24 protein-coding genes and 1 riboswitch are annotated in these 26,636 nt (G+C 64.9%); of the genes, 14 read left to right on the top strand and 10 right to left on the bottom strand.

Features of this window, described 5'->3' with window-relative positions:
* Positions 1-13: 13 nt before the first annotated feature.
* The 4 genes from sucD to FMM79_RS11470 form a co-directional block, all read right to left on the bottom strand.
* Positions 14-904, bottom strand: a complete 891-nt coding sequence (sucD, locus tag FMM79_RS11455) for a succinate--CoA ligase subunit alpha (protein WP_039388029.1) — start codon at positions 902-904, stop codon at positions 14-16.
* Positions 905-1,018: 114 nt separating this feature from the next.
* Positions 1,019-1,981, bottom strand: a complete 963-nt coding sequence (mdh, locus tag FMM79_RS11460; RefSeq protein ID WP_148627617.1) for a malate dehydrogenase — start codon at positions 1,979-1,981, stop codon at positions 1,019-1,021.
* A 457-nt stretch (positions 1,982-2,438) separates the two neighbouring features.
* On the bottom strand, positions 2,439-2,813 hold the full coding sequence (locus FMM79_RS11465; RefSeq protein ID WP_148627618.1) for a hypothetical protein: 375 nt from the start codon (positions 2,811-2,813) through the stop codon (positions 2,439-2,441).
* Between the two features lie 126 nt (positions 2,814-2,939).
* A complete protein-coding gene (locus FMM79_RS11470) occupies positions 2,940-4,091 on the bottom strand; it encodes a cell wall hydrolase (protein ID WP_240339124.1) in 1,152 nt (383 codons plus the stop codon).
* Between the two features lie 258 nt (positions 4,092-4,349).
* A riboswitch (cobalamin riboswitch) is annotated at positions 4,350-4,552 on the top strand.
* 109 nt (positions 4,553-4,661) lie between these two features.
* Between FMM79_RS11470 and FMM79_RS11475 the strand changes: the two genes are divergently transcribed.
* The 4 genes from FMM79_RS11475 to FMM79_RS11490 are packed head-to-tail and all read left to right on the top strand — an operon-like array spanning position 4,662 to position 9,221.
* A complete protein-coding gene (locus FMM79_RS11475; protein ID WP_148627619.1) occupies positions 4,662-6,506 on the top strand; it encodes a TonB-dependent receptor domain-containing protein in 1,845 nt (614 codons plus the stop codon).
* 35 nt (positions 6,507-6,541) lie between these two features.
* Entirely contained in the window at positions 6,542-7,474 is a 933-nt protein-coding gene (locus tag FMM79_RS11480) for an ABC transporter substrate-binding protein (protein WP_148627620.1), read from the top strand.
* Positions 7,471-8,442, top strand: coding sequence for an iron ABC transporter permease (locus tag FMM79_RS11485; RefSeq protein ID WP_148627621.1), 972 nt, complete (start codon positions 7,471-7,473; stop codon positions 8,440-8,442). The genes FMM79_RS11480 and FMM79_RS11485 overlap by 4 nt, the downstream gene beginning before the upstream one ends.
* Positions 8,439-9,221 carry an ABC transporter ATP-binding protein gene (locus tag FMM79_RS11490; protein WP_148627622.1) on the top strand — a complete coding sequence of 261 codons (783 nt, stop codon included), beginning with the start codon at positions 8,439-8,441 and terminating at the stop codon, positions 9,219-9,221. The genes FMM79_RS11485 and FMM79_RS11490 overlap by 4 nt, the downstream gene beginning before the upstream one ends.
* 98 nt (positions 9,222-9,319) lie before the next feature.
* Here the strand turns inward: FMM79_RS11490 and FMM79_RS11495 are convergent, their stop codons facing one another.
* Entirely contained in the window at positions 9,320-11,470 is a 2,151-nt protein-coding gene (locus FMM79_RS11495; protein ID WP_148627623.1) for a M3 family metallopeptidase, read from the bottom strand.
* A 350-nt stretch (positions 11,471-11,820) separates the two neighbouring features.
* Positions 11,821-11,976, bottom strand: coding sequence for a hypothetical protein (locus FMM79_RS21485; protein ID WP_162853548.1), 156 nt, complete (start codon positions 11,974-11,976; stop codon positions 11,821-11,823).
* Between the two features lie 117 nt (positions 11,977-12,093).
* Between FMM79_RS21485 and FMM79_RS22260 the strand changes: the two genes are divergently transcribed.
* Complete coding sequence (locus FMM79_RS22260) at positions 12,094-12,300, top strand: zinc ribbon domain-containing protein (protein ID WP_148627624.1); 207 nt, start codon at positions 12,094-12,096, stop codon at positions 12,298-12,300.
* Positions 12,301-12,389: 89 nt separating this feature from the next.
* Here FMM79_RS22260 and FMM79_RS11505 read toward each other — a convergent pair whose 3' ends face one another.
* Positions 12,390-12,956, bottom strand: a complete 567-nt coding sequence (locus tag FMM79_RS11505; protein ID WP_148627625.1) for a septal ring lytic transglycosylase RlpA family protein — start codon at positions 12,954-12,956, stop codon at positions 12,390-12,392.
* Between the two features lie 8 nt (positions 12,957-12,964).
* Positions 12,965-14,653, bottom strand: coding sequence for a M28 family metallopeptidase (locus FMM79_RS11510; protein WP_148627626.1), 1,689 nt, complete (start codon positions 14,651-14,653; stop codon positions 12,965-12,967).
* 213 nt (positions 14,654-14,866) lie between these two features.
* On the opposite strand from FMM79_RS11510, the gene FMM79_RS11515 reads away from it, so the two are divergent.
* Complete coding sequence (locus FMM79_RS11515) at positions 14,867-16,591, top strand: mechanosensitive ion channel family protein (RefSeq protein WP_148627627.1); 1,725 nt, start codon at positions 14,867-14,869, stop codon at positions 16,589-16,591.
* Positions 16,592-16,660: 69 nt separating this feature from the next.
* Positions 16,661-18,574, top strand: a complete 1,914-nt coding sequence (locus tag FMM79_RS11520) for a CocE/NonD family hydrolase (RefSeq protein WP_148627628.1) — start codon at positions 16,661-16,663, stop codon at positions 18,572-18,574.
* A gap of 21 nt (positions 18,575-18,595) precedes the next feature.
* Here FMM79_RS11520 and FMM79_RS11525 read toward each other — a convergent pair whose 3' ends face one another.
* On the bottom strand, positions 18,596-19,222 hold the full coding sequence (locus tag FMM79_RS11525; protein ID WP_148627651.1) for a glutathione S-transferase family protein: 627 nt from the start codon (positions 19,220-19,222) through the stop codon (positions 18,596-18,598).
* Between the two features lie 149 nt (positions 19,223-19,371).
* Positions 19,372-19,716, bottom strand: a complete 345-nt coding sequence (locus FMM79_RS11530; RefSeq protein WP_371710903.1) for a glycine zipper 2TM domain-containing protein — start codon at positions 19,714-19,716, stop codon at positions 19,372-19,374.
* Between the two features lie 212 nt (positions 19,717-19,928).
* On the opposite strand from FMM79_RS11530, the gene rutB reads away from it, so the two are divergent.
* The 7 genes from rutB to FMM79_RS11565 all read left to right on the top strand — a co-directional run bounded on the left by rutB (position 19,929) and on the right by FMM79_RS11565 (position 26,541).
* Positions 19,929-20,702, top strand: a complete 774-nt coding sequence (gene rutB, locus FMM79_RS11535) for a pyrimidine utilization protein B (protein ID WP_148627629.1) — start codon at positions 19,929-19,931, stop codon at positions 20,700-20,702.
* Between the two features lie 45 nt (positions 20,703-20,747).
* Complete coding sequence (gene rutC, locus FMM79_RS11540; RefSeq protein ID WP_148627630.1) at positions 20,748-21,131, top strand: pyrimidine utilization protein C; 384 nt, start codon at positions 20,748-20,750, stop codon at positions 21,129-21,131.
* The gene (gene rutD, locus FMM79_RS11545) at positions 21,124-21,906 is read left to right on the top strand and encodes a pyrimidine utilization protein D (RefSeq protein WP_148627631.1); all 783 of its coding nucleotides are present in this window, start codon (positions 21,124-21,126) and stop codon (positions 21,904-21,906) included. Before rutC ends, rutD begins: the two co-directional genes overlap by 8 nt.
* A 6-nt stretch (positions 21,907-21,912) precedes the next feature.
* Positions 21,913-22,983, top strand: a complete 1,071-nt coding sequence (gene rutA, locus FMM79_RS11550) for a pyrimidine utilization protein A (protein ID WP_148627632.1) — start codon at positions 21,913-21,915, stop codon at positions 22,981-22,983.
* Between the two features lie 80 nt (positions 22,984-23,063).
* On the top strand, positions 23,064-23,642 hold the full coding sequence (locus tag FMM79_RS11555; protein WP_148627633.1) for an ANTAR domain-containing response regulator: 579 nt from the start codon (positions 23,064-23,066) through the stop codon (positions 23,640-23,642).
* Positions 23,643-23,672: 30 nt separating this feature from the next.
* Positions 23,673-24,884 carry a CmpA/NrtA family ABC transporter substrate-binding protein gene (locus FMM79_RS11560; protein ID WP_148627634.1) on the top strand — a complete coding sequence of 404 codons (1,212 nt, stop codon included), beginning with the start codon at positions 23,673-23,675 and terminating at the stop codon, positions 24,882-24,884.
* Between the two features lie 223 nt (positions 24,885-25,107).
* Entirely contained in the window at positions 25,108-26,541 is a 1,434-nt protein-coding gene (locus FMM79_RS11565; protein ID WP_205466628.1) for a CmpA/NrtA family ABC transporter substrate-binding protein, read from the top strand.
* The last annotated feature ends 95 nt before the right edge of the window (positions 26,542-26,636 follow it).

The raw sequence follows: 26,636 nt of genomic DNA on the forward strand, positions 1-26,636 counted from the left end.
ACCGGGAATAGGGTCAGGCCACTTCCTTGATGGCTTCGACCAGCGTCTCGCCGAGAAGCGAGGGGCTGGCAGCCACGCGGATGCCGGCCTCTTCCATTGCTGCGATCTTGTCTTCGGCGCCGCCCTGGCCGCCCGAGACAATCGCGCCTGCGTGGCCCATGCGGCGGCCCGGAGGCGCCGTACGGCCCGCGATGAAGCCAGCCATCGGCTTCTTGCGGCCACGCTTGGCTTCGTCCTTGAGGAACTGTGCAGCTTCCTCTTCGGCCGAGCCTCCGATTTCGCCGATCATGATGATCGACTTGGTCTCGTCGTCGGCGAGGAACAGCTCGAGGACGTCGATGAAGTTGGTGCCGTTGACCGGGTCACCGCCGATGCCGACGGCCGTGGTCTGGCCAAGGCCGGCGTTGGTGGTCTGGAACACGGCTTCGTAGGTCAGCGTGCCCGAGCGCGAGACCACGCCGACCGAACCCTTCGAGAAGATGTTGGCGGGCATGATGCCGATCTTGCACTCACCGGGGGTGAGGAGGCCGGGGCAGTTGGGGCCGATGAGGCGCGACTTCGAACCCGACAGCGCGCGCTTCACGCGAACCATGTCGAGCACGGGCACACCCTCGGTGATGGCGACGATCAATTCGATCTCGGCGTCGATGGCTTCGAGGATGGCGTCCGCGCAGCCCGAGGGCGGAACATAGACGCACGAGGCGTTCGCGCCGGTCACGGCCTTGGCCTCGGCCACGGTATCGAACTGGGGCAGGCCCAGGTGATCGGTACCGCCCTTGCCGGGGGTCACGCCGGCAACCATCTGGGTGCCATAGTCAAGCGCGGCCTGGGTATGGAAGCTGCCGGTCTTGCCGGTCATACCCTGCGTGATGACCTTGGTATTCTTGTCGACGAGAATGGACATAGGGTTATTCCTGTTCCTGGGCTGGATCGACCTCAAAGGTCGGGGTCCGGTGTACTAGGAGTAATGCGCGGTGCGGACCAGAGCCTCCGGTCCGCAACACACAAGTGTATTTGCTCAGGCGAGCGTTTCGTCGATGCCCTTGCAGGCTGCGACCAGTTCCTTGACCGCGTCGATCGAGACCTGGAGGCCTGCCTTGGCGGTCTCGTCGAGAGCAATCTCGATGACTTCCTCGACGCCTTCGGCGCCGATCTTGACGGGAACGCCGACGTACATGCCGTCCACGCCGTACTGGCCTTCAAGGAAGGCGGCGCAGGGCAGGACGCGCTTCTGGTCGAGCAGGTAGCTCTCGGCCATCGAGATGGCGGAGGCGGCCGGGGCGTAGAAGGCCGAGCCGGTCTTCAGCAGCGAGACAACCTCGCCGCCGCCGCCTGCTGTGCGCTTGACGATGGCGTCGATGCGCTCCTGGGTGGTCTTGCCCATCTTGATGAGGTCGGGAACCGGGATGCCCTTGACGGTCGAGTAGTCGACAACCGGGACCATCGTGTCGCCGTGGCCGCCGAGCACGAACGAGGTAACGTCGCGCACCGAAACACCGAACTCCCAGGCAAGGAAGGTCGAGAAGCGGGCCGAGTCGAGAACACCAGCCATGCCGACGACCTTGTTGTGCGGCAGGCCCGAGAATTCGCGCAGCGCCCAGACCATCGCGTCGAGCGGGTTGGTGATGCAGATCACGAAAGCTTCCGGAGCGTGCTCCTTGATGCCTTCGCCCACGGCCTTCATAACCTTGAGGTTGATGCCGAGCAGGTCGTCGCGGCTCATGCCCGGCTTGCGGGGTACGCCGGCGGTGACGATGATGACGTCGGCGCCTGCAATGTCGGCGTAGTCGTTGGTGCCGGTGATCTGGGCGTCGAAGCCCTCAACCGGACCGCACTGGGACAGGTCGAGTGCCTTGCCCTGCGGGATGCCTTCGGCGATGTCGAACAGGACGACGTCGCCCAGTTCCTTCTGCGCCGCGAGGTGCGCGAGGGTGCCGCCGATGTTGCCGGCGCCGATGAGGGCAATCTTCTTACGTGCCATGATGCGTGCTTGTCCTTCCCAAGGCGGGATTGACGGACGAAAAGGGAGCCTGCTTCATCCCGCGAAAGGCAGGCACCGGGTACTTGCAATCGCGGCCCTAGTCCTCTCGCGGGGACATTGCAACCGTGAAAGGGCGCGAGAACCGCCGAATTCGGAGGTTTTTGTGATAATAGTTCGCAATTGCATTAAGGTGTGTTGTCGCGGTTTTGTTAACCTATTTCGGCGGAATTTCGTATGCGGGGCGGGCGTCGTTCCTTCTGTCGGACGGCCCCGGTGATCCGGTTTAGTGCAGGTTCGTTGTGCACGTGTGCAGGGCTTGTGCGATGCTCGCAAGACGGATGGTCCGAGTCGCCCGGTGGCGTCGATCTGCTGCTCTGCATCGGCGAGGCAGGTACACGAAAAAGCCCCTCGACCATGGGGGCAAAGGGGCTTCGCGAGTGCGGTTTGCCGGAAGGTCTCAGAAGCCGGTGGCGAGATGGCTTTCGAACTGTTCGGCCATGCGACGATCGAGCTGGCGGCAGATCGAGATCCACCAGGTGCAGGAGCGCGTGTCCCCCACGAGCCGCGCGGCCTGAGCGTTGTGGCGGGCATGCTCGGCTGCGGACAGGCCGTGGCGGGCGAAGTGCTGGAGCGCTTCGGTAAGGAGGGTCTCGTCGTTGGCAGGTGCTGGGGTCGGGTCGATCTCGCGCGAGACGATCGAGACGTCGATCGAGCCTGAGCGGCACTTGCGGTCGGCGTTGTCGTTGGTGCTGTCGAGCGGGGCCGAAACGCATTGAATGCGCTCGAGGAAGGGGATGGCTCGTCCTTTCGCAGCTGCGAAGCGTATTGCCATTGTGTGGTCGAGGCCTTTCCGTTTCTCCAGAGTTCGGCTCCTCTGCTCCGTAAGAGCGGGCCCGTGAGAGAATCCCTATCACTCAAGGCGCTAAGTCTTTGTGTGGGGCTATGGTTTCCAAATGGTTTACGGCGTCTCAGGAGCCCCCGTGGCGCTGCGGTCGCGTTCGATCCAGCGGCCCGAGTTGCGGTATTCGGGGCGCACGCGGGCGCCTGCGGGAAGTCCGTCGGCCGCCGGGGCAGACGGGGATGCCGTCGCCGTAACGGTTGCGCTCTCCGGTGGGCCGAGTGCAGGTGGTGCGGCGAAGGTTCTTGCGATGTCCTCGTAGGCTTGCTGGATCGTGGCAGGATCGCTCTGGGCGTTGGAGGCGGGCGTCAGGGTGTTGGCTGCGGGGCTGCGCAGTTCGCTCGCCGGCTCCCTGCCTGCATAGAGGTAGCGGAAGGTCGCTGCGCGGCCAGCTGCCCCCTTGAAGCTGTAGAAGCGATGCGCGCCGATGGTTGTCAGGGGCTGGAGGCTGGAGGTCCAGTACGGCGCTACCTGGAGCGTATGGTAATGGGTTGCAAGTCCGGCGGGGGCATAGACCTCGCCGGACAGCGCGCCCTTCGCCACTTTTTCGGCCCGGTTCCAGAAATAGGTCGCGGGCCGGCGGGACAGGGAGCCGTCACAGGTGAAGGAGAACTGGCAGCCGGTGGCGAGTTCGGACCCTTGATAGACCACGCCGCACACGGTGTCGGGGTAGCTGGGATGGGCAAGGCGGTTGAGAACGACCTGGGCAACGGCGCGCTGTCCGGCATCAGGCTCGCTCGCGGCTTCGTAGTAGATCGCACTGGTCAGGCATTGCAGCGCGCGCGTGCGATCTGTCGGCGAACTGGTGAAAGGCAGGTCGAGGACGTGGAGGGCCTGAGCTGTGGGGCTCTGGCCGTCGGGGTGCCCGACAATCGTGCCTGTCAGGCCATCACCCTCCACGGCCTTTTCCGCTTCGAGATAGTAGAACGCCGAGCCCGGGAAGCTGGCTCCCGCCTGCTCGAACGGCATGGGATCGGGCGTGAGGTGCTGGGTGGCGGCATTGGCGATTCGGAAGCGTTCCCATGCGCCGGGCATGGCGAAGGCGGTCAGGACGGCCATCGTGAGTATGGTGCCGATCCGCCTGGTGTGGGCGCGGCGCGGTGCGGCGGTGCGGCCGGTGAATGGGCGGGGCCCGCGCTTGCGGGCAAAGCGTCCCTGGAAGTCGGCAGGGCGGCCATCGCGTAAATCGGGCAGGGCAGGCACGCGCGACATGGGGTTTCGTTCCGGATCCTTGGTTCGCTCGACCCCCATATCGGACGGGGCGCGAGCGGTGGCGGCACTCTTTATACGTCAAGCATCGTGGGTCGCCGTCATGACTGTGTGCCGCGTCCCACCTCGGTACATGGATCGAGGTTCGCCAGGTTAGGGGGAAAGGTTTAAGAAAGGCCCTGCTTTCTGCCAAGATGGTGCCGCGCAATGATTGCAGGGCGAGAGGTGTTTGAGTTGCAATTTCCCCATAGCGCAACTAAAGGCCGCGCGCACGCCACGGGTTGCTTGCCCGCGTTGACGCGGGGGCAGGCCTAAGAGGGAAGCCGGTTGCAACTCCGGCGCTGCCCCCGCAACTGTGACCGGGGAGCATCCCCTCCATTCGCGCCACTGAGCAATCGGGAAGGCCGGACGGGGATGCATCGATCCGGAAAGCCAGGAGACCTGCCCGGGGTCGTCGTTTGCAAACCGGGCGAGGGGACCGGTGGGCAGCGGTATGGGGCGCCACTTCGGGACCGGCGCGATCCTTCCGCCATGAACGGCCACACGTTCAGGGGGTTCCGGAAGGGGTATGAAATGAAGAGCCGTTATTTCGTGGGCGCCGCATTGGGCGTGGTCCTTGCACCTGTCTGTGCGCAGGCCGCTGACGTGGGGCCGCTCGACGAGACAATCGTCGTTGCCGCGACGCGTACCGAGGTTCCGCTCAGCCAGGTTGGCCAGTCGGTCAGCGTGGTGACGCGCGAGGACATCGAGCGCACCCAAGCGACCACCGCCAGCGAAGTGCTGTCGCGCCTGCCGGGCCTTCAGGTTACCAATTCGGGCGGCTTCGGCCAGCCCTCCAGCGTGTTCATCCGCGGCGCTGACAACGCGCAGAGCCTGGTCCTGATCGACGGCGTGCGCGTCAATGATCCGGGCGACGTGGGCGGCGGCTTTGACTTCGGCGCGCTCACCATCGGCCAGTTCGACCGGGTCGAGGTGGTGCGCGGCTCGTCGGGCGTGCTTTATGGCAGTCGGGCCATCGGCGGCGTCATCAACCTTGTCACCCAGCGTCCAGAGGAGCAGTGGCACGGCCGCGCGAGCGCCGAATACGGCTGGCGTGATCGCCGCCAGGTCTCGGCCTCGGCGGCGGGCCTGATCGGTCCGGTCGGCCTGACGGTGGGCGGCAACTGGCTCAAGGGCGATGGCTATTCCGCCTTTAACGAAGATCGCGGCGGGACCGAGAAGGACGGCTTTGAGAGCAAGAGCCTGAACGCACGCGCGCAGGTGGAACTGACCGAGGGCCTGTCTATCGACGGCGGTACCTTCTGGACCCGCGCGAACTACGACTACGACAACACCGGCGCGGACGCGCTCAATGTCGGGTTAAAGCGCGATCTCACCGGCTATGCCAACATCCGCTACGCCGGACTTGATGATCGCCTTCACGCCCGCGTGGGTTATGGCGTGGTCGATACCCGTCGCATCTCCGACGACGCAGTCTGGGGCCCCTACGAGACCAACGGCAAGAACGAGCGGTTCGAAGGCCAGGTCGATTTCACCCCTATCGAGGCGGTGACGTTGCTGCTGGGCGCGGAGACCGAGACGCAGGACTTCTCGGACACTTACGATTCGAACGATTCGATGACGATCGACAGCCTCTTTGCCAACCTGACGCTGCGCCCGGTGCGCGGGCTGACGCTGAACGGTGGGCTTCGCTATGACGACAATTCGCAGTTCGGTGACCGCACGACCTTTGCAGTCAACGGCGCCTACGCCTTCGCGGGCGAGGATGGCCCGGTCGTGCGCGCGAGCTACGGCGAAGGTTTCAAGGCGCCCTCGCTCTACCAGCTCTACACCAATGCCGGGTACCGCGCGCTGGAGGCAGAGACGTCCAAAAGCTGGGATGTTGGCGTGGAGCAGCCCTTCGCTGGTGGCGCAGGGCTCTTCTCGGTCACGTATTTTGATCGCAAGACGAAGAACATGATCGACTATGACATGGCTCAGTGGAACTACTACAATATCGGCCGGGCGCGGGCGAAGGGTGTGGAACTGGGCATGCAGGTGATCGACTGGCAGGGTTTCGACATGAACCTGGCCTATACCTACCTCGATGCCACCAATACCCTGACCGGCGCGCGCCTGCCGCGCCGCACCAAGAGCAACATGACCGCGAGCCTCGACAAGCGCTGGAGCGTCAATGGCCACGGAGGTCTGCGCCTTGGCGCGGAGCTGCGCGTCGGTGGCGCGCGTTGGGACGATGCGGCCGAGACCTACTATGTCGAGGGCAACACGGTTGTGAACCTGCGCGGCTCCTTCGCGGTGACCCGGAACGTCGAGGTGTTCGCACGCATGGAGAACCTCTTTAACGAGCACTACGAAGTGGTGCGCACCTACGGCACGCCGGGCCGCTCGGCCTATGCGGGTGTGCGTGTGAAGATGTGACCGGCGCCTTCCCTCTTGCTTCCTGGCGCACCGCTATGGCGCGCGCGGGCTGGGCGCTTCTTGGCACGCTGCTGCTGAGCGCCTGCAGCGGCGCGCCCGCGCGCCCGCAGGATCAGGGGGAAGGGGCTTCCTCGGGGGGCGAGCGGCCGAGCATCGTCTCGCTCAACCCCTGTACCGATGCCATCCTGGCCGAGGTTACCGCGCCCGGCCAACTGCTCGCGATTTCCGGCTATAGCCACGATCCTTCTAGCACCTCGATGGGGCTCGAGGCTGCCGCACGTTACCGCGGGGTTTCCGGCTCGGTCGAGGAGGTGGCTGCGCTCGACCCCGATGTCGTTGTGGCAGGCAGCTTTCTCGCCCCGCCGACTGTCAACGCGCTGCGCGACCTTGGCATCCGCGTCGTTCTCGAGCCCATCGTTTCGGACGTGGAGGGGGCACGTAACCAGGTGCGCATGCTTGCCGAGTTGAGCGGGGACAGGGCGGCGGGCGAACGGCTTGTCGCGCGTATCGAGGATGCGCTCAGGCGCAACACCGCGCCGGAGGGCTGGTCTCCGGTGCCCTCGCTGGTATGGGAATCGGCGGGGCTGGTCGCGGGCAATGACACCTTGGTTGTGGACCTTCTTGAACATTCCGGCTTCGTCAACAGCGCGAGCACACGCGGGCTTGGGCAAGCCGAGTTTCTGCCTCTGGAACAGGTGCTTGCCGATCCTCCCCGCGTTATCTTCGCGGTCGGCAATCCGCTTGCCGAGGAAGACCGCATGCTCCATCACCCGGTTCTTGCCGATATGAAGGACACGCTGCGGGTCCCGCTCTCGCGCTCGCTGATCTGGTGTGGCGGGCCGACCGTGCCACGTCTGCTCGATCGGCTGGGCCGCGCGCGGCGGGCCTGGCTTGGCCGTCACGTGGACACGCGCGAAGGCCCAGAGGACGCGGCGCGCGCAAGGGGCTTTGTGCAGAAGGACACATGACCCAGTTACGCCTCAACCTGTTGTTGCTCTTCGGGCTTGCCCTTGTCGTGCCGCTTTCGCTTCTGGCAGGGCGCGTGTGGATCGACCCGCTTTCGCCCGAGACCCACAACGCCTCGCTCATTCTTATGCATTTGCGCCTGCCGCGCGCGGTCCTGGCCGTCACGCTGGGGGCGGGGCTCGGCCTTACCGGAGCGGCGATGCAGGCTTACCTGCGCAACCCGCTCGCCGATCCGGGCCTCTTCGGCATTGCGCCGGGCGCGGCGCTGGGCGCGGTGTTAAGTTTCTGGACCGGCTACGCGGCTTCGCCCTGGCTGCTCCCGGCCTTCGCGCTGCTGGGAGCCTCGGGCGCGATGCTGCTGCTCGCCCTCATTGCCGGGCGCGGCGGCGGCGTGGCTCTGTTCACGCTCGCTGGCCTTATGGTATCCAGCCTTGCCGGGGCCTTGATGAGCCTTGCCATCAGTCTTTCGCCTTCGCCCTTTGCGATGACCGAGATCGTCACCTGGATGATGGGGGCACTGGCTGACCGTTCCTGGCGCGAGGTCTGGATCGCGGTGCCCTGTACCCTGGCCGGAGCCGCTGCCATCTACGCCGCGCGTCGCAGCCTCGATGCCCTCACGCTGGGCGAGGCGGCGGCCCGTTCGCTCGGTGTCGATCCGCTGACCCTGCAGTTGCAGATCATCGCCGGGGTTGGTCTCATCATCGGATCAGGGGTGGCGGTCGCCGGCATCATCGGCTTCGTGGGGCTCATGGTGCCTCACCTCGTGCGGCCTCTGACCGACCGGCGGCCGAGTTCGCTGCTGGTGCCAAGTGCGATTGCGGGGGCTCTGCTGCTGCTGGTCGCGGATTGCCTGTGCCGCATTCTCCCGCTTGCCAGCGGAGAGCTGCGCCTGGGCATCGCGCTCAGCCTTCTGGGAACGCCCTTCTTCCTCGTCCTGCTGCTGCGCATGCGCAAGGGGCTGAGCTGGTGAGTCTGGCGACGGAAAATCTGTGCGTGGGCGAGCGCCTGCGCAATGTCTCGATCCAGTGCCGTCGGGGTATGATCACCGCGATCTGCGGGCCCAACGGGGCGGGCAAGTCGACTCTGCTGTCCTGCCTTGCAGACCTGCAGGAGGCCACGTCGGGCCGAGTCATGCTGGGCGAGCAGACCATGCGCTTCAAGTCCCCGCGCGAGCGCGCGCAGTGGCTGGGCTATCTGCCCCAGGCACCCGACATCGCCTGGGACGTGGCGGTGGAGGTGCTGGTCTCGCTCGGGCGCCTGCCCTGGAGCGATGCGCCGTCCGGGGAGAACGCAAGGGCCATCGAAGATGCGATCCGCGCGATGGATCTGGAAGAGCTGCGCCATCGCCCGGTCTCGCGGCTTTCCGGCGGTGAGCGCGCGCGCGCCCTGATGGCGCGCGTCCTGGCGACACAGCCCGGCTGGCTGCTGGCCGACGAGCCACTTGCCAGTCTCGATCTTGGCCATGCGGCCGCCCTGATGCGGCGTTTCCGACAGCAGGCGCAACAGGGGCGCGGGGTGGTGCTGGTTCTCCACGATCTCGCCACCGCGATGAACCATGCCGATTGCGTGGTCGTGCTCGACAAGGGCGAGGTCGTTGCCGAGGGGCCGCCGGAGACCGCGCTGACCCGCGACATTGTCAGTCGCATCTGGAAGTGTCGCGCGCAGTGGCTGGGTGATCCGGGCGAGCGTGCGCTTTCGATCGCCTCGCCCTCGCCAGCGAGCGAGCGGGGGATGCGTATCCTCGACTAGGCGATCCGGCTGCGCGAGCGAGGCTGTGAACATATGAAAAAAGGGCAGGAGGCGTGCTGGCCTCCTGCCCTTTTTCATCTTGTGTCGGGTGAAAAGTCTTATTTCTCCGACAGGCCCCGGGCCTCAAGCATCGGCTCGATCTCGGGATCGTGGCCGGTGAAGTCGCGGTAAAGCACGTCGAGGTCCTTGGAGTGGCCCTGGCCCAGGAAGCTCTCGCGGATGTGGTCGCCGTTGGCACGGGTCATGCCCCCATGCTTGGCGACCCAGTCCCAGCCATCGTGGGCGAGCAGCTCGGTCCAGATGTAGGAGTAGTAGCCCGAGGCATAGCCGTTGTCCCAGATATGGCGGAAGTACGGCGTGCGGTAGCGCGGCGGGATGAGGTCGGTGCGAAGGCCCATTGAGTAAAGCGCTTGCTTCTCGAACGCCATCGGGTCCTGCGCAGCCGCTTGCGGGCTCAGCGTGTGCCACTTGATGTCGAGCATAGCTGCCTGGAGCGTTTCGCCAAAGCCCACCGATTGGTTAAACTTGGCGGCCGCGTTGATCTTGTCGATCGTACCTTCGGGCAGCGGTGCGCCGGTCTCGTAGTGCTTGGCGTAGTGGGCCAGCACTTCGGGCACAGTTGCGAAGTTCTCGTTGAACTGGCTGGGGAACTCCACAAAGTCGCGCGCGGTGTTGGTGCCCGAGAGCGCCGGGTAGGTCTGGCTTGCGAAGAAGCCGTGGAGCGCGTGGCCGAATTCGTGGAACATCGTGGTCACGTTGTCCCAACTCGCCAGCGCAGGCTCACCCTCGGCAGGCGGATCGATGTTGAGCGTGTTGGTGATGACAGGCGTGTTGCCGAGGAGGTCGGACTGCTCGACGAAGTTGTTCATCCACGCCCCGCCGCGCTTGGAGGGGCGCGAGAACGGGTCGAAGTAGAACAGGCCGAGCGCGCTGCCGTCCTTGTCGGTCACTTCGTAGACGCGCATCGTCTCGTGGTAGACGGGGATGTCGGTGCGGCGCTCGAAGCTGAGGCCATAGGTTTGGCTCGCGGCGTAGAACACGCCATTTTCCAGCACGTTGTAAACCTCGAAGTAGGGCTTGATCGCGCTTTCATCGAGGTCGTACTTCGCCTTGCGCACCTTCTCGGCGTAGTAGGTCCAGTCCCAGGGCTGGAGCGTGGTCACGCCATCGGCCTTGGCGGCCTCCAGCAGCAGTGCGGCCTCGCGGTCCTGCGTCTTGCGCAGTGCGGGCGTGAAGCCGGTCATGAACGCCATCGCCTTTTCGGGCGTGTTGATCATGCGGTCGTACATCTGGAACGTGCCGAAGTTCGGCTGGCCCAGCAGCTCGGCCTTCTTGGCGCGCAGGGTGGCCAGCTTCGTCACGATGCCGGTGGTGTCGAATTCATCGCCCGAGGAAGCACGGTTGATGCTTTCCTCGAAGACGCGGCGACGGCTGTCGCGGTTGGTGAGGCTTGCGAGCACGGGCTGCTGGGTGAAGTTGATCAGCGGCAGGACGTAGTTGCCCGCCTTGCCTTCATCCTTGGCGCGCTTCGCGGCCGAGGCAATCTGGCCTTCTGTGAGCCCGGCGAGCTCGTCGGCGCTGTCGAAGACGACGGCGTGGGCGTTGTTGGCCTGGGTCAGTTGCTGCGCGAACTCGGTCTCCAGCTTGGAGATCTGCGTGTTCATCGCCTTGAGCTCGGCTTTTTTCTCGGCCGAGAGGAGCGCGCCGCGATGGACGAACTTGGCGTACTCGGTCTTGAGCAGCATCGCGTCTTCGCCGGTCAGGGCCTTGCCCGCGGCGCTGTCATGGACGGCCTTGACCCGGGCGAAGAGCTTGGGGTCGAGGTAGATGTCGTCCTGCATGGACGATACCTGCGGCGAGATCGCGGTGTCGATGGCATCGAGCGTGTCGTTCGTCGCCGCCGATGTGAGCTGGCCGAAGACGTTGTAGACGCGGTCGTAAAGGACACCGGCGCGCTGCATGGCGACGAGCGTGTTCTCGAAGGTCGGCGCCTGAGGATTGTCGGCAATGGCTTTCATCTCGGCGCGCTTCTGGGCGATGCCGGCCTCGATTGCGGGCTGCCAGTCGGCGTCGCGGATATTCGCGAAGTCGGGGGCCTGGAAGGGAAGCGTGCTCGGCTGGGCGAAGATTCCGTCGTAAGCGGTATCGCTCGCAGCATGTGCGGGGGAGATGGTCATGGCAGCTGTTCCCGAAAGGGCAAGAGTGGCGAGGACAGCGGGCGCTGCGGCTGCAAGGAGCCGTTTTTTCATCAGGTCATTCTCCGAAGGGTCTTCAGGCATGCGACGGGGGTGTGGGGGAGGCGTGCCGGCGTTCTTTTCTGCGCCGGGTTGCCGGGCCTGAAGGCTATGTCATGGGCTGCAATCAAGCGTGGTGGCGAGGCTATTGCAAGCCTGATTTGAGGCAGGATGACCCGGTTGCACAGAACGCTGTCGCGGCCTTATTTGTGTGTCCGGACGAGGCCTATGGAGACATGATCTTGCCGAGCGCTGGGAAGCAGCGCGCGACGGGATGTACGCACGACAGATGGCGGAGCGGGGCCACCGCCCCGGCGATGCCGGGACATGGTTGATGGAGGGGGGTAAGCTCTGGAGCCCGGCTATCAGGGCTTGCGGAAGCGCCCCTGCATCCAGATGCGGAAGTCGGACTTTTCGGTGTCCCTGCGCGCGCGGTCTTCGCGTTCACGATCAAGGATGAGCGATCCGGTCTTCCGGCTGAAGCTCGCGCGGCGGAACGGCATTTCGGCTCCGATGTTCATTATTTTTCTCCTCTATCCGGAGAGGAGAACGTGGGCGGATCAGGATGGGTTCCCGGCGGCTGGCATATTTTTCGCTTCATGGCGCCCTGACCTGAAACGCCAATCCTGCGAGGGCCCATGCCGATCTACGATTTTCGCTGCCCATCCTGCTCTGCCGAGTTCGAACTGCTGGTTCGCTCCGGCGATGCCGCGGTGTGCCCGCGCTGCGGTGGTGGAGGTCTCAACCGATTGGTTTCGCGCGTTTCTCCGCCTGGCAAGGCCAAGGCTCTGGCCGCCGCAGGGCGGGCCGCGGCGCGGCGTGAAGGGCATCTGAGCAACTTTTAGGCGCGGAGCCTTACCCTCCGCGCGGGGGAAGGTGTAACGACACGGCCGTGTCGGCTTTGCGACATCTTTTCTCCGCGTCGGAAAAAAGGTCAGAGCGCGCCGACGCGGCGTTCGAACTGGCGTTGCAGGTTGCCGAGCGCCCGGGAGTCGAGCGCAGGCAGCTTGCGGGCGGGCTTGCCTTCGCGCAGGCGCTCACGGTCCTTCGCCGCGGGCTCGACGCGGCGTACGCGTACGGCGGCTACACCCTTGGCGCGGATGCCCAGTTCCTCGGCCGCGCCGCGTGAGAGGTCGATGATACGGGAGCGCTCGGCGAAGGGCCCCCGGTCGTTGACCCGCACGAGGATGCGCCGCCCGGTGTCAAGCGCGGTGACCTCGACGTAGGTCGGCAGCGGCAGGTCGCGGTGCGCGGCGGTGATCCAGGCCGGGTGGAACTTCTCCCCGTTGGCGGTCTGGCTGCCGCTTTCACTGCCGTACCAGGCGGCATAGCCGAGCATGTCGTAGTCGGGCTGGGCACGCGGCGTGTAGCGTTCCCCGCGCACCTGGTAGCTGGGACCGATGCGGACCGGGGTGTCGCTGACCGGGCGGTATTTCGTGCCGCCCCCGCACGCGCTCAGGACGAGGCAGGCGAGGGCGGCGGTGAGGGCAGGGGCGCGCACGAGGAGGCTCAGTTGCGCTCGGCCGCACTTTCCTCGCGCTGGGCCTTGAATTCAGAGCCTGCCTTCCAATGCGGCCAGCGCGGCGTGCTCGCCAGCTCCCATCCGATCTGACCAATCAGGTCGATGTCCTGCACAGCGCCGCCCAGATCCCAGTCTGGCCCGATGGCATCGCAGGCCTGATGGTAACAGTCCCCCGTGTAGGCATCGATCCAGGCCTGGCCTGCCTCGCGACCGCCGTCTTCAAGGTCGGCGGCTCCGGCAATGCCCATGAGCAGCATCACCGGCACACCGCGCTTGGCGAAGGAGAAGTGGTCCGCGCGGTAGAACAGCCCGCGCTCGGGCAGGCCCTCGGGCGTGACGGTGCGTCCTTGCGTGGCGGCCACGCGCGCCATGTCGTCCTCCAGCGTGTTCTGCCCTTCGCCGACGAGGATCACGTCCCTTGCCGGGCCCGCGGTCTGGAGAATGTCGATGGCGAGGTTGGCCACGGTCTTCTCGAGCGGAAGGACGGGGTTCGCCGCATAGTATTCCGAGCCCAGCAGCCCGCGCTCTTCGGCGGTCCAGGCGGCGAAGACGACCGAGCGCGCGGGCGCTGGCCGCGCCTTCATCACGCGCGCGATGTCGAGCAGGGCTGCGACGCCCAACGCATCGTCGTTGGCGCCTGCACGGTAGATGCGGCCCAGTTCGTCGGCCTGGCCCTTGCCGTAGGCGTCCCAGTGCGCGCCGTAGATCACGGCTTCGTCGGGGCGGGTGGTGCCCGGGATCTTGCCGAGCACGTTGTGGCTGGTGATTTCCTCGTGGGTGACGGGAACGTCGGCGGAGAAGGTCACCCCCTCCAGCGGTATGGGGCGAAAGTCCTTCGAACGGGCCTGGGCCTGGAGGGCCGCCAGGTCGAGCCCGGCGCGGGTGAAGAGATCCTGCGCGGTCTCGCCTGACATCCAGCCCTGGAGTTGGAGCGGGGTCACCTGATCGGCAGGTTTGACCACGTCGAAGTTTTCGCCGCCCGGGCTCTCGATCACGTTCCAGCCGTAGCCTGCGCCTTCGGTCTCGTGGATCACCAGCGCGCCGACCGCGCCCTGCCTTGCGGCTTCCTCGAACTTGTAGCGCCAGCGTCCATAGTAGGTCATCGTGCGCCCGCCGAACTTGCCGTAGGGATCCATGTCCGGGGTGGCGTTGAAGTCGGGGTCGTTGACGAGAAAGACGAGGACCTTGCCCGCAAGGTCCATGCCCTTGAAATCATCCCATTCGCGCTCGGGCGCATCGACGCCGTAGCCCACGAAGACGACCGGTGCCTGCGCGATGATCGCGCTGTCCCGCGCTCGCAAAGTCGACACGTAGATGTCTTCGGTCTGATCGACGGCCAGTTTGCCTTTCGGCGTGGCGAAGGCAAGCGTGCGCGCCTTGCCAAGCGCTGTGTGGAGTAGGGGCACGGGCTGGACCCAGCTGCCGTCCGGCCCGGCCGGTTCAAGGCCAAGGTCCTGCATGCGGGCGATGAGGTAGCCGATGGTGCGGTCGTCCCCCCGGGTTCCCGGTGCGCGGCCCTCGAAGACGTCTTCAGTCAGGGTCGTTACATCGCGTGCGATCCGCGCCGCATCGACCGCGATGGGCGGCGGCGTGGGCGAATTTGCCTGCGCGGGCGTGGAGAGGAGAGGGCTTGCGGCCAGGGCCAGGGCCAGCGAGAGAAGGGACCGGGTGTGCATGACCGGGTATAGTAAGCCGCGCGAAACAGGACACAAGCGCCCAGCGTTACGGGCGGGAGGCACAGCTGTGCACGGCGACCGGAGGACGAATGGCGGTGGGCTGCGGCAACCGGCTACATGCTCATTCGTTTAGGTGCCCGATGGGCCGCGCACTACCAAGGCCTGCAACCTGGAGCCCTTTCGGTCGTGATGCCCCGTTTCTTGCGTTCGTTGATGCCTATTTTTCTGCTTGCCCTTTCGGCCTTGCCACTGGCCGCGCAGGAGAGCTCGCCAGTGGCCGAGGCCGCTGATGCGGTCACGCCCGATGCGCCTGACGAGAACGCCAACGCAGAAGGGCAGGCTCCGGCCCCCCAGGAACCCGTTTCCGATCCCTATGGGCGGACCACGCCGCGTTCGATGGTCCAGGGACTGATCGAGGCGCTGGCGGCTGGAGACGATGCGCGGGTGGACCGCTTCTTCGAGGATGCCGAGCATGGCGCGGAGAGGGCGCGCCAGTTGCAGGCGCTGCTCGACAAGGGGGGCTCGCTCAACGCCTTCGCGGGGCTCTCCGACAAGCCCGAGGGCGTGCTAGACGATGACCTGCCCGCCGAGCAGGAATACGTCGGGCACCTGGGCGATGAAGGCAAGACGCCGATCATGCTCACCCGCACACAGTCGCCTGAAGGGGCGATGATCTGGCAGGTTTCGCGCCAGACGGGCGACATCGTCGGGCGGCTGAACCCGGAAACCACCTGGCCCGAGGAAAGTGGCGAGCTGACCGTGGCCGGAGCCAGCGTCACCGACTGGGGGGTGCTGATCGGGCTGGCCGCAGCGGTGTTCGTCGGTTTCCAGCTGATCTCGATGGCGCTTGTCGCACTTGCCGGGCGGCTCGTGCGCGGGCCCAAGGCTGAGGCGGGCGTTGCCTTCGCCCGGGCGGCGATGCCGCCTTTCAGCCTGTTCCTGGCCACGGTTGCTTTCCAGATCTGGGCCGACAGCCTGCCGGTCTCGATCATCGCGCGCCAGTTCATGCTCAAATACATCGGGCTCTTTGCGGCCGCCGCGCTGACCTGGCTGCTGGTGCGCCTGATCGACGCGATCTCGCGCACGGTTATCACCCGCATGGAGGCGCGTGGCCAGCGCCAGGTCGTCTCGGTTGCCTCGCTCCTTCGCCGCGCGGCCAAGATCCTGCTCCTGTTCGGCGTGCTCGTCGCCATCCTCGATACCTTCGGGATCGACGTGACGACGGGCATCGCGGCGCTGGGGATCGGCGGTATCGCCTTGGCTTTGGGCGCGCAGAAGACGGTCGAGAACTTCGTGGGCTCGGTCTCGCTCATTGCGGACAAGCCGGTGCAGATCGGCGACTTCTGTAAGATCGGCGATATCCTGGGCACGGTCGAGGACATCGGCATTCGCTCCACGCGCATTCGCACGCTGGCGCGCACGGTCGTCACCATCCCCAACGGCGATCTGTCCTCGCAGAACATCGAGAACTACGCCAAGCGCGACCGCTTCCTGTTCAATCCCGCCGTGGGCGTGGAATACGGCATCGGTTCGGCCAAGCTGCTCGAGGCGGTGGAGATCGTGGAAGGCGTGCTGGAAGAGCACGAGCGCATCGCCAAGCCAGGCCACCGCGCACGGTTCGTGGCCTTTGGCGCCAGTTCGCTCGACATCGAGGTCTTCGCCTACATTGAAGCGGCGGACTACGACGAGAGCCTCGTCATCCAGCAGGACCTCCTGCTGATGATTTTCGCACGGCTGGAGAAGGAAGGGATCGGCATTGCCTTTCCGACCCGCACGCTGCACCTTGTGCGCGAGGGCGGACAGGAGGCGGCCGCCGGGTCGCAGGCAAAGCCCGACACGATTCTCGCGGATACCCACCGCGAGGTGTCGCAGACCGTGCCCAAGGGGCCTGCGCCCTCGCAGGTACAGGACAGCGAAGACGACGACGGCGAGGACTGATCGGGCACGCCCCGGAGTAGAGCGGGGGCGCGCTTGACCGTCGGCGCGCCACGGTCCATCGCTCTCTTCATGATTGCCCGCACGCTTCGCACCGCCGCCCTTGGCGCGGCCTCTCTCGCTCTCGTACTCCCCGCGCTTGCAACCTCGGCGGCGCCTGCCCGGGATACGCTCGACACCATGGCCAACGACCAGGTCGACGAATACGACTGGGTGCGCCCGCAGGCCGACTATGTCCGGCGCGAGGTCATGGTGCCGATGCGCGATGGGACGAAGCTCTTTACTGTCATCGTCTACCGCAAGGGGACGAGTGACGGGCCGATCCTGCTCAGCCGCACACCCTACAACGCGGGGCGCGCGACGAGCCGCAACCGCAGCCAGAAGATCGAGGAAATCCTGCCCGTCATGGACAAGGAGTTCGTCAACGATGGCTATATCCGCGTCTATCAGGACGTGCGTGGGCTCGATGGTTCGCGGGGCGATTACGTGATGAACCGGCCCCTGCGCGGTCCTCTCAATCCCACCAAGGTCGATCACGCCACCGACGCCTACGACACGATCGACTGGCTGGTGAAAAACGTGAAGGAAAGCAACGGCAAGGTCGGGATCATCGGGTCCTCGTACCTGGGGTTTACGTCGCTGATGGCGCTGATCGATCCACACCCTGCGCTCAAGGCTTCGGTGCCGCAGAGCCCCATGGTCGATGGCTGGATGGGCGACGACTGGTTCCACAACGGCGCCTTCCGCACCTTCGGCTACGACTACGATCTCTCGCAGACGGTGGCCAAGGGTGGCGGTTCGGTGCCGCGCGGCTCGGGCGAGGACTACGCCGCCTACCTGAAGGCCGGTTCGGCCTACGACTACGCCAAGGCCTATGGCCTCCTTGATATTCCGGCGATTCGCAAGGTGCTGGAGCATCCTTTCTACGATGCCTGGTGGCAGGGGCAGGCGGTCGACAAGCTGCTCGCCGCGCGTCCGCTCAGTGTGCCCACGATGCTGGTGGTCGGGCAGTGGGACCAGGAGGACAGCTACGGGGCTCCCGCCGTCTACAAGGCGCTTGAGCCCAAGGACACCAACAACGACATGGTGAGCTTGGTGATCGGGCCCTGGCGCCACTCTCAGGTCAACTACGAGGCGCGTTCGCTCGGCGCTCTGGAGTGGGAGGGGGACACCGGCCTCCAGTTCCGCACGCGCTGGATGAAGCCCTTTCTCGATTGCCATCTGAAGAGCGAGGCGCCTGCTTGCGACACGCCGCCGGTGCTGACCTATGCGACGGGCACCAACCGCTGGGAGGTTTCGCGGGAATGGCCGGGCGGCGCCTATACCCCGCTTTATCTTGCCGAAGACTTCGGTCTTTCGTGGAGCAAGCCGGAAGCTGGCGAGGATAGCTACGTGTCGGATCCGGCCAAGCCCGTGCCGATGCTGCCGCGCCCGATTCACATGAGCGGGGAGGAATGGCGCACCTGGCTGGTGCAGGACCAGCGTTTTGCCGAGAGTCGCACCGACGTGCTGAGCTACTCGACAGGAACCTTGGCACAGCCCGTCCACATCAAGGGCGCGCCCAAGGTGGATCTGCACGCCTTTACCAGCGGCGAGGACAGCGACTTCGTGGTCAAGCTGATTGACGTCTATCCCGAGGAGTATTCGGAAAAGCCGCAGATGGCCGGCTACCAGCTGCCGATGGGGATTGAGATCTTTCGCGGGCGCTACGTCCACGGTTTCGCGACGCCCGCGCCGTTGGAGCCGGGCAAGAGCTACAACTTCAAATGGTCGCTCCCCAATGTCGACCATGTCTTCCTGCCCGGGCACCGCATCATGGTGCAGGTCCAGTCAAGTCTGTTTCCGCTCTATGATCGCAACCCGCAAGGCTGGGCGCCCTCGATCATGAAGGCGCAGCCGCAGGACTACAGGAAGGCGACCGAAACCGTGCAGCGCGGCGGCGAGGCGGCGAGCGCGGTCTGGCTTCCGGTCGTCCAGGACGATTGAGGCTTTGGCGCGCGCGACGGCTCAGGCGTAATCGTAAGTTCCCCCGGCCTCCAGCGCGCGCTGGTAGGCTGGGCGGGCATGGAGGGTGTCGAGCCATTGGCTGATGTGCGGGTGGCTCTGCGCATCAAGGCCCGCCAGCACGCGGGCAGCTTCCAATGGAAAGCTCATCATGACGTCGGCCGCCGTCAGCTCGTCGCCGGCGAACCAGGGGCGGGCGACCAGCTCGCTTTCCACGAAGTCCAGATGCAGCTTGATCATCGGCTGAATCTTCTTCGCTGCCATCTTCCCCATGATCGGGATGCGCCCGATGATGAGCTTCAGGAGAAGCGGGACCATCATCGAGGCTTCGGCATAGTGCAGGTACTGGCGGTAGCGCAGCTTGTCCTCCAGGCCAGCGGGCGCGCCCATGCGCCCTCCGGCGACCTCGACCAGGTATTCGCAGATCGCCGCGCTCTCGATCAGCGTGCGACCTTCGTGCTCGATCATCGGCGACTTGCCCAACGGATGCACGCGGCGCAGTTCCGGGGGCGCGAGCATCGTCCTGGCGTTGCGCTCGTAGCGCCGGATCTCATAAGGGAGGCCCAGTTCCTCCAGCATCCAGATCACCCGCTGCGAGCGTGAGTTGTTTAGGTGGTGGACGGTTATCATCAAGGGCTCTCCCGGTTTGTGCATTTACCGTCACGGCGCCCACGCTTGGGAATGGGGGGCACGCCATACAGCAAGGCCGCCCCGGCATCGCACCGAAGCGGCCCTGATCGTGTCACCAGCGGACTGATGTCAGCGCTTGCGTGCGCGCATCAGCGGCACTGGATATCGTCGCGGCTGATCTCGCGGCCCGCCAGCGCGCCGCCACCCGCGCCCAGCAGCGTCCCGAGCGTTTTGGAGCCGTCAGGCGCAATGAGGTTGCCCAGAACGCCGCCAGCCAGACCGCCGATGATCGCGCCTTCGGTGCCGTCCTTGCGTTTGCAGTAGTAGTGCCCGTCGCGCGCGCGATAGATGCGGTCGTTGTCGCCCAGGCGATAGCCGCGCGAGGAGCCGTAACGATCATTGTAGCCGTAGCCGCCGCGGCCGTAGCGGTCCGAGGCACAGGCGCCGAGCGCCATCGAAAGCGTCGCGAGGGCAAGGATGGGGGCGTATTTCACGAGACAAGTCCTTTGTTATGCGAAGGGGGCGCTTGGCCTTGTCGGCGCGGCACTTGTGCAACCTTCGGGGGAATGGGTAGATTTGTGCTCAAAGCAAGTCGCCAAGTCGGCCTTTGTTCCGCTTTGAATTTTCGGGAGCGCTCAACGGAGGCGATGCCGCGCTGGACCGGAAAATTTCCCCTCTTCTTGCGCGCATCTTTGGGCAGTCATCTATGTGCTTGATCGCAAGGCGGCTTTGCTCAATACTGACTTGGGTGAGCGAACCGATCGTAGATCCCGCCCCGCAGCGTTCCAGCCCCTCGGTCGTGCTGCCTGCCCGCCCCGAAGCGCTGCGCATCGATGCCTCGACTAGCGTGGTCATCGTCATCGACATGCAGAACGCCTACGCCTCCAAAGGCGGCTATGTCGACGAGGCGGGTTTCGATGTAGGTCCTGCCGCCGGTGTGATCGGCCACATTGCCGAGGTGCTCGACGTGGCTCGCGGGGCTGGCATGCCGGTCATCTTCCTGCAGAACGGCTGGGATGCGGACTATGTGGAGGCGGGCACGCCGCAATCGCCCAACTACCACAAGTCCAATGCCTTGAAGACCATGCGCGCGCGGCCTGAACTTGCCGGCAGGTTCCTTGCACGCGGCGGCTGGGACTATGAGCTTGTCGAGGCGCTGACGCCGAAGAAGGGCGACATACGCGTCCACAAGCCGCGCTATTCGGCCTTCTTCAATTCGCAGCTCGACACGATCCTGCGCGCGCGCGGCATCCGCACGCTCATTTTCACCGGCATCGCCACCAATGTCTGTGTGGAATCGACCCTGCGCGACGGGTTCCACCTCGAATACTTCGGTGTGGTGCTGGAGGATGCCGTCCATCACCTCGGCCCCGATTTCATCCGGGAGGCCAGCCTCTACAACATCGAGAAGTTCTTTGGCTGGGTAAGCTCGCTCGCCGATTTTCGAACCGCCGTGGGGCAGTTGCCGCCTGCGGACTGACCCGGAGGGCCTGCCAGTCCGCGAGACCAGAGAGGGATAAGACAGATGCCGTTCGAGCCGATCAATCCGCCGCAGTTCCCCGCGCCCATCGCCCCCTACTCAGCAGGAGCGAAAGCGGGAAACACGGTCTACGTCTCGGGCGTGCTGGCGCTGGGGGAAGGGGGCACGGTGCTCCACATCGGCGATGCGGCAGGCCAGACCCGGCACATTCTGGAGGTCATCAAGGTGACGCTAGAGGCTGCCGGGGGCACCATGGCGGACATCGCCATGAACCACATCTTCCTCAAGGACCTCGATGACTATGCCGCTTTCAACGCGGTCTATGCCGAATACTTCCCGGACGACAAGCCGGCGCGCTACTGTATCCGGGCTGACTTGGTGAAGCCGGAGCTCCTTGTCGAGATCGCCTCGGTCGCACACCTTGCCTGAAACGGGCGGGCTCTGGTTCGAGGAGCATGGCCGCGCCGGGGCGCCGCCGCTGATCCTTTCAAGCGGTCTTGGTGGCAGCGGTGCCTATTGGCTCCCCAATATTGCGGCGCTGGCGCAGGACCACCGCGTCATTACCTACGACCACCGCGGCACGGGGCGCAGCGACCGCACGCCGCTTCCCGCGCTTGGTGTCGAGGACATGGCTAGCGATGTCATTGCCCTGATGGACGCGCTGGAGATCCCCAAGGCGCATTTCATCGGTCATGCGCTGGGCGGCGCAATCGGGATCGAAACCGCAATCCGCACCGACCGGATCGGGCGGCTGGTCGTGGTCAACGGCTGGCGGACCTTGTCGCCCCATACCCGCCGCTGTTTCGCCGCACGGCTGGCCCTGCTGTACGGCGCGGGTGTGGAGGCGTTTTTGGAGGCACAGCCGCTGTTCCTCTATCCGCCGGACTGGATTGCCTCCCACGAAGCCCAGCTGTCCGCCGAAGTGGCCCACCATGCGGCAAATTTTCCGGGTGTCGAAGCCATGGTTCAGCGGATCGAGGCGGTTCAGGCCTACAGCCCCGATCCGGCGGGCCTTGCCGCGCTTTCCAGCCTGCTGGTCATTGCCACGCGCGACGATTTTCTGGTGCCTTACGTCACCGCGCTCGATCTTGCCGGCTTCGTGCCGCACGCAAAGGTCGATAGCTTTGCCTGGGGCGGGCACGCCTGCAACGTGACCGACGCCGCGCTCTTCAACCGCTATGTGCTCGACTATCTCAGGAGTTAGCGTCCCATGCAGGTCGGTGTCTTCATCCCCATCAACAACAACGGCTGGCTGATTTCCGAGACGGCGCCGCAGTACAAGCCGAGCTTCGATCTTAACAAAGAGATCGCGCTCATGGCCGAGGCGCACGGGCTCGATTTCCTGCTCTCGATGATCAAGCTGCGCGGTTTTGGCGGCAAGACCGAGTTCTGGGAGTATGGGCTGGAGAGCTTCACGCTCATGGCGGGACTTGCCTCGGTGACCGAGAAGATCAAGCTCTACGCGACGGCGCCCACGTTGATCCTGCCGCCCGCTTTTGCCGCGCGCATGGGCGTCACCATCGATTCGATCAGCCACGGCCGCTTCGGGTTGAACCTGGTCACCGGCTGGCAGCCCCCTGAGTACACGCAGATGGGCCTGTGGCCGGGTGATGAACACTTCCGCAACCGTTACGACGTGCTCGACGAATATGCCCATGTGCTGCGCGACCTGTGGAACACCGGGCGCAGTGATTTCAAGGGCGACTATTACACCATGGACGATTGCCTGGTGCGCCCGAAGCCGGGCGCGGACATGAAGATCATCTGTGCCGGTTCTTCCGATGCAGGGCTCGCCTTTTCGGCGAAATGGGCGGACTACGCCTTCTGCCTCGGGAAGGGCGTGAATACGCCCAAGGCCTTTGCCTTCAACAACGAGCGCCTTGCCATGTTCACTGCCGCGACTGGCCGCGATGTCTCGATGTTCGTTCTTGTCATGGTGATCGCGGCCGAGACCGATGAAGAGGCCATGGCGAAGTGGAAGCTTTACAACGATGGGGTCGATATCGATGCGATCTCGTGGCTCGCGGACCAGGGCGCAAAGGATACGGTCAACACCGACACCAACGTGCGCCAGCTTGCCGCGCCCGAGGGGGCGGTGAACATCAACATGGGCACGCTGGTAGGCAGCTATGAAAACGTGGCACGTATGCTCGACGAGATGAGCGAGGTCCCCGGAACGGGCGGTGTGCTCCTCACATTCGATGACTTCCTGACCGGCGTGGATGGTTTCGGGACGCGGATTCAACCTCTTATGAAGAGCCGCGCCGGAATCGCGGGCTAAGGGTGAGAAGCCGATTAAAGGTTCGGAACCGGCCCAATTAGCCATTGCATCTGGGCTATGGTGCAGTGCAGTAAAGTGGCATGCGTATCGCGATTGTCGATGAGAGCGCCGCGCGCGCCTCCATCATTGAAGAAGGCCTGTCCGAGCTTGCCGATTGCGACCTTGTCGTGATCACCGAGCGGCGTGGCATGCTCGCGCGTATGTCTGAGATCGATCCCGATATCGTGTTGATGGACCTCGGAAATCCCTCGCGCGATATGCTTGAGGAGTATTTCGCGGTGAGCCGCGCGCTGGCCCGGCCCATTGCCATGTTCGTGGACGAGGCCGACGACGAGGCCATCGTCGCCTCTGTCGAGGCCGGGGTTTCGTCCTACGTGGTCGATGGACTTGCGGCGGGACGCATCCGGCCCATTCTCGATCTTGCGATCACGCGCTTCAACGCCTTTGCCCGGCTGCAAAGCGATCTTGCCGAAGCGCGCGGCAAGCTCGCCGAGCGCGAACTGGTCGACAAGGCCAAGCGGATACTGATGCAGAGCAAGGGCCTGCCCGAACCCAAGGCCTATGCCGAACTGCGCAAGACCGCGATGGACCAAGGCAAGCGCATCGTTAACATTGCCGAAGCCGTCGTCACCGCCCACGAACTGATGAGCGGGACATGATCGGCTGGGACCGACAAGAGGTGTCTTGAGGTGAATACGCAACTGACAATCGGCTTCCTGCCGCTGGTGGATGCCTGCCTGCCAATCCTGGCGCTCGAGCATGGTTTTGCCGAGGACGAGGGGATTTCGCTCAGCCTGGTCAAGGACCTGAGCTGGGCGACCGTGCTCGACCGACTGCTCTACGGGCACAGCGATGCTGCGCACATGATCGCCCCGCTGGCGATTGCCGCAACGCTGGGGCGCGGGCGTCCCGCACAGCCGCTGGCCGCGCCTTTCGTGCTGGGTCTCAATGGCAATGCGATCACGCTTACCCCCACGCTCGCACGGCGCGTCCGCGGGGACGAGAAAGGGCTGGGCGATCCGGTCAAAGTGGGCGCCGCGCTGCGCGAGGTCGCGCTGGAGCGGGCGGCGGCGGGCAAGCCGCTGACCTTCGGCGTCGTCCATCGTTATTCCAGCCACAACTACATGCTGCGCTACTGGCTCGCTTCGTGTGGGATCCGGGCGGACAAGGACGTCGACATCTCCACGGTGGCCCCGCCGTTCTGCGCCGAAGCGCTTGAACTGGGCGAAGTCGACGGCATTTGCGTGGGCGAACCCTGGAACAGCGTTGCGGTGGAAAAGGGCGTGGGCGAAATCGTCCTATCCACCTCGCAGATCTGGCGGCGCGGAGTGGAGAAGGTGCTGGCCCTGCGCGAACCGGTGCTGGAGGAAAAGCGCGACGCGGTGCTGCGCCTTATCCGCGCCCTGTGCCGGGCCGCCGCGCATTTCGTGGACCCGATCAACTGGGAGCACAACGCCGCTATCCTGGCCCGGCCGGAGTATCTGGACGGCTCGCCCGAACTCATTCGACGGGCCATTGCCGATCAGATCCTGATCGCGCGGGGCGGGACGATGATCCACTATCCTGATTTCATGTTCCAGTACCGGGAGGCGGCGAACTTTCCCTGGGTCAGCCAGGCCGAGTGGCTCTATTCGCAGATGGTGCGCTGGGACGGCCTGGCGTTCGACCGCGCGGATGCCGACAAGGCGGCGCGCGTATTCCGTCCCGACATCTATCGCGCCGCACTGCTGGGCACGAACGAGCCGCTGCCGGGGGCCAGTTCAAAGGTCGAAGGCAGCATCGTCACGCCCACTGTGGTAGGGACGCAGCAGGGCAACATGGTCCTTGAGTCCAACGCTTTTTTTGACGGGAAGGTGTTTGATCCACAGCGTATCGAAGAGTACCTGGCGCAGCTCTTCTGACAGGCAATTTCGATGTGCAGTGCAAAAAGAGCTTGCCGCTTGCCATGCGAATCGCTTACTAAATTAAGCGAACAGTCCGGTGGGCCCCCAAGGATGGGTGCTTAGTATAGCTGGTCTGAACTTTCTTAAATTCGTGGCACCGTAGCCGCCTCGTCGTGGTCCATTTGGGACTTTCGTCGTGGCGGTTTTTTGCGTTTGGGTTTTGGAATTGGGGGTCGGTTCGATGACGAAGTTTGGGCAATCCGGTTTTTCGCGCCGCATGGTAGTGGGGGCACTCCTCGCCAGCGCGGCCTTGGCCGGATGCGGGGGGAGCAAGGACGAGACGAGCGCGCAGCCGGGTGTCGCGGCCGCATCGGCAGGCGGCGCGGTGGAAAAGCCCGTGCTCAAGCTCGGCTTCATCAAGCTGACCGACATGGCCCCTCTGGCGATCGCCAAGGAAAAGGGCTTTTTCGCCGAGGAAGGGCTCAATGTAACGCTCGAGCCCCAGGCCAACTGGAAGGTCCTGCTTGATGGCGTGATCGGCGGCCAGCTTGACGGTGCGCATATGCTCGCCGGTCAGCCGCTTGCCGCGACCATTGGTTATGGCACCAAGGCCCACCTGATTGCGCCGCTCAGCCTCGATCTCAATGGCAATGCGATCACCGTCTCGAACAAGGTCTGGGACATGGTGAAGGGCGATCTGCAGCGCAGCGCCGACGGCAAGCCCGTCCACCCGATCTCGGCCTCGGTCTTGAAGCCCGTCATCACCAGCTTCAAGCAGCAGGGCAAGCCCTTCAACATGGGCATGGTCTTCCCGGTTTCGACGCATAATTACGAGCTGCGCTACTGGCTCGCCGCGGGTGGTCTCAACCCTGGTTTCTACACGCCGGGCGACATCAAGGGCACCACCTCGGCCGACGTCCAGCTTTCAGTGACGCCGCCCCCGCAGATGCCCGCGACGCTCGAAGCCGGCACTATCGAGGGCTACTGCGTGGGCGAGCCCTGGAACCAGGCCGCGGTGCAGAAGAAGATCGGCGTGCCCATCGTCACCGACGACCAGATCTGGCACAACAACCCGGAAAAGGTCTTCTCGATCCGAAAGGATTTCGCCGAGAAGTATCCCGGCACCACCTCGGCCATGCTGCGCGCGATCATCCGCGCCCAGGAGTGGCTCGATGCCGATGGCGGCGCGAACCGCAAGGAGGCGGTGAAGATCCTCTCTCAGCCCAATTATGTGGGCGCTGACGAGGCGGTGATCGCGGCCTCGATGACCGGCAAGTTCACTTACGAGGCGGACGACACGCGCGATGCGCCCGGTTTCAACATCTTCTTCGTTAACTACGCGGGCTATCCCTATTACTCGGACGCGATCTGGTACCTGACCCAGATGCGCCGCTGGGGCCAGATTCCCGCCGACCATGACGACCAGTGGTACTTCGACCAGGCCAAGGCAGTCTATCGTCCGGATCTTTATCTCGCTGCGGCCAACCAGCTCGTCGAGAAGGGCACGATTTCCGCCGACGATGTGCCCGAAACGGATGGGTTCCGGGGTGAGCAGGACGGCTTCATCGATGGTATTACCTACGATGGCAAGCAGCCCAACGCCTACCTCGCCAAGTTCAAGATCGGCCTCCAGAAGGGCCAAAAGGTGTCCGCTTCGGGCGTGACCGGAAGCTGATCGATAGCGTCCGCTCCAAGGAGAAGAACGATGGCAACAGTCTATGCACCACGTGCGCCTCTCCCGGGGGCGAGCGCCGATAGCACGAGCAAGGA

The sequence above is a fragment of the Novosphingobium sp. BW1 genome (assembly GCF_008107685.1).
GTDB lineage: Bacteria > Pseudomonadota > Alphaproteobacteria > Sphingomonadales > Sphingomonadaceae > Novosphingobium.

What these genes read in the sequence shown, in the direction of transcription:
- FMM79_RS11480 (WP_148627620.1), top strand. Translation starts at nt 6,542, where the DNA reads ATGGCGCGCGCGGGCTGGGCGCTTCTTGGCACGCTGCTGCTGAGCGCC.
- FMM79_RS11565 (WP_205466628.1), top strand. Translation starts at nt 25,108, where the DNA reads ATGACGAAGTTTGGGCAATCCGGTTTTTCGCGCCGCATGGTAGTGGGG.
- FMM79_RS11485 (WP_148627621.1), top strand. Translation starts at nt 7,471, where the DNA reads ATGACCCAGTTACGCCTCAACCTGTTGTTGCTCTTCGGGCTTGCCCTT.
- FMM79_RS11520 (WP_148627628.1), top strand. Translation starts at nt 16,661, where the DNA reads ATGATTGCCCGCACGCTTCGCACCGCCGCCCTTGGCGCGGCCTCTCTC.
- rutC (WP_148627630.1), top strand. Translation starts at nt 20,748, where the DNA reads ATGCCGTTCGAGCCGATCAATCCGCCGCAGTTCCCCGCGCCCATCGCC.
- rutB (WP_148627629.1), top strand. Translation starts at nt 19,929, where the DNA reads ATGTGCTTGATCGCAAGGCGGCTTTGCTCAATACTGACTTGGGTGAGC.
- FMM79_RS11555 (WP_148627633.1), top strand. Translation starts at nt 23,064, where the DNA reads ATGCGTATCGCGATTGTCGATGAGAGCGCCGCGCGCGCCTCCATCATT.
- FMM79_RS11475 (WP_148627619.1), top strand. Translation starts at nt 4,662, where the DNA reads ATGAAGAGCCGTTATTTCGTGGGCGCCGCATTGGGCGTGGTCCTTGCA.
- FMM79_RS11495 (WP_148627623.1), bottom strand. Translation starts at nt 11,470, where the DNA reads ATGAAAAAACGGCTCCTTGCAGCCGCAGCGCCCGCTGTCCTCGCCACT.
- sucD (WP_039388029.1), bottom strand. Translation starts at nt 904, where the DNA reads ATGTCCATTCTCGTCGACAAGAATACCAAGGTCATCACGCAGGGTATG.
- rutA (WP_148627632.1), top strand. Translation starts at nt 21,913, where the DNA reads ATGCAGGTCGGTGTCTTCATCCCCATCAACAACAACGGCTGGCTGATT.
- mdh (WP_148627617.1), bottom strand. Translation starts at nt 1,981, where the DNA reads ATGGCACGTAAGAAGATTGCCCTCATCGGCGCCGGCAACATCGGCGGC.
- FMM79_RS21485 (WP_162853548.1), bottom strand. Translation starts at nt 11,976, where the DNA reads ATGAACATCGGAGCCGAAATGCCGTTCCGCCGCGCGAGCTTCAGCCGG.
- FMM79_RS11515 (WP_148627627.1), top strand. Translation starts at nt 14,867, where the DNA reads ATGCCTATTTTTCTGCTTGCCCTTTCGGCCTTGCCACTGGCCGCGCAG.
- FMM79_RS11470 (WP_240339124.1), bottom strand. Translation starts at nt 4,091, where the DNA reads ATGTCGCGCGTGCCTGCCCTGCCCGATTTACGCGATGGCCGCCCTGCC.
- FMM79_RS22260 (WP_148627624.1), top strand. Translation starts at nt 12,094, where the DNA reads ATGCCGATCTACGATTTTCGCTGCCCATCCTGCTCTGCCGAGTTCGAA.
- FMM79_RS11510 (WP_148627626.1), bottom strand. Translation starts at nt 14,653, where the DNA reads ATGCACACCCGGTCCCTTCTCTCGCTGGCCCTGGCCCTGGCCGCAAGC.
- FMM79_RS11525 (WP_148627651.1), bottom strand. Translation starts at nt 19,222, where the DNA reads ATGATAACCGTCCACCACCTAAACAACTCACGCTCGCAGCGGGTGATC.
- FMM79_RS11465 (WP_148627618.1), bottom strand. Translation starts at nt 2,813, where the DNA reads ATGGCAATACGCTTCGCAGCTGCGAAAGGACGAGCCATCCCCTTCCTC.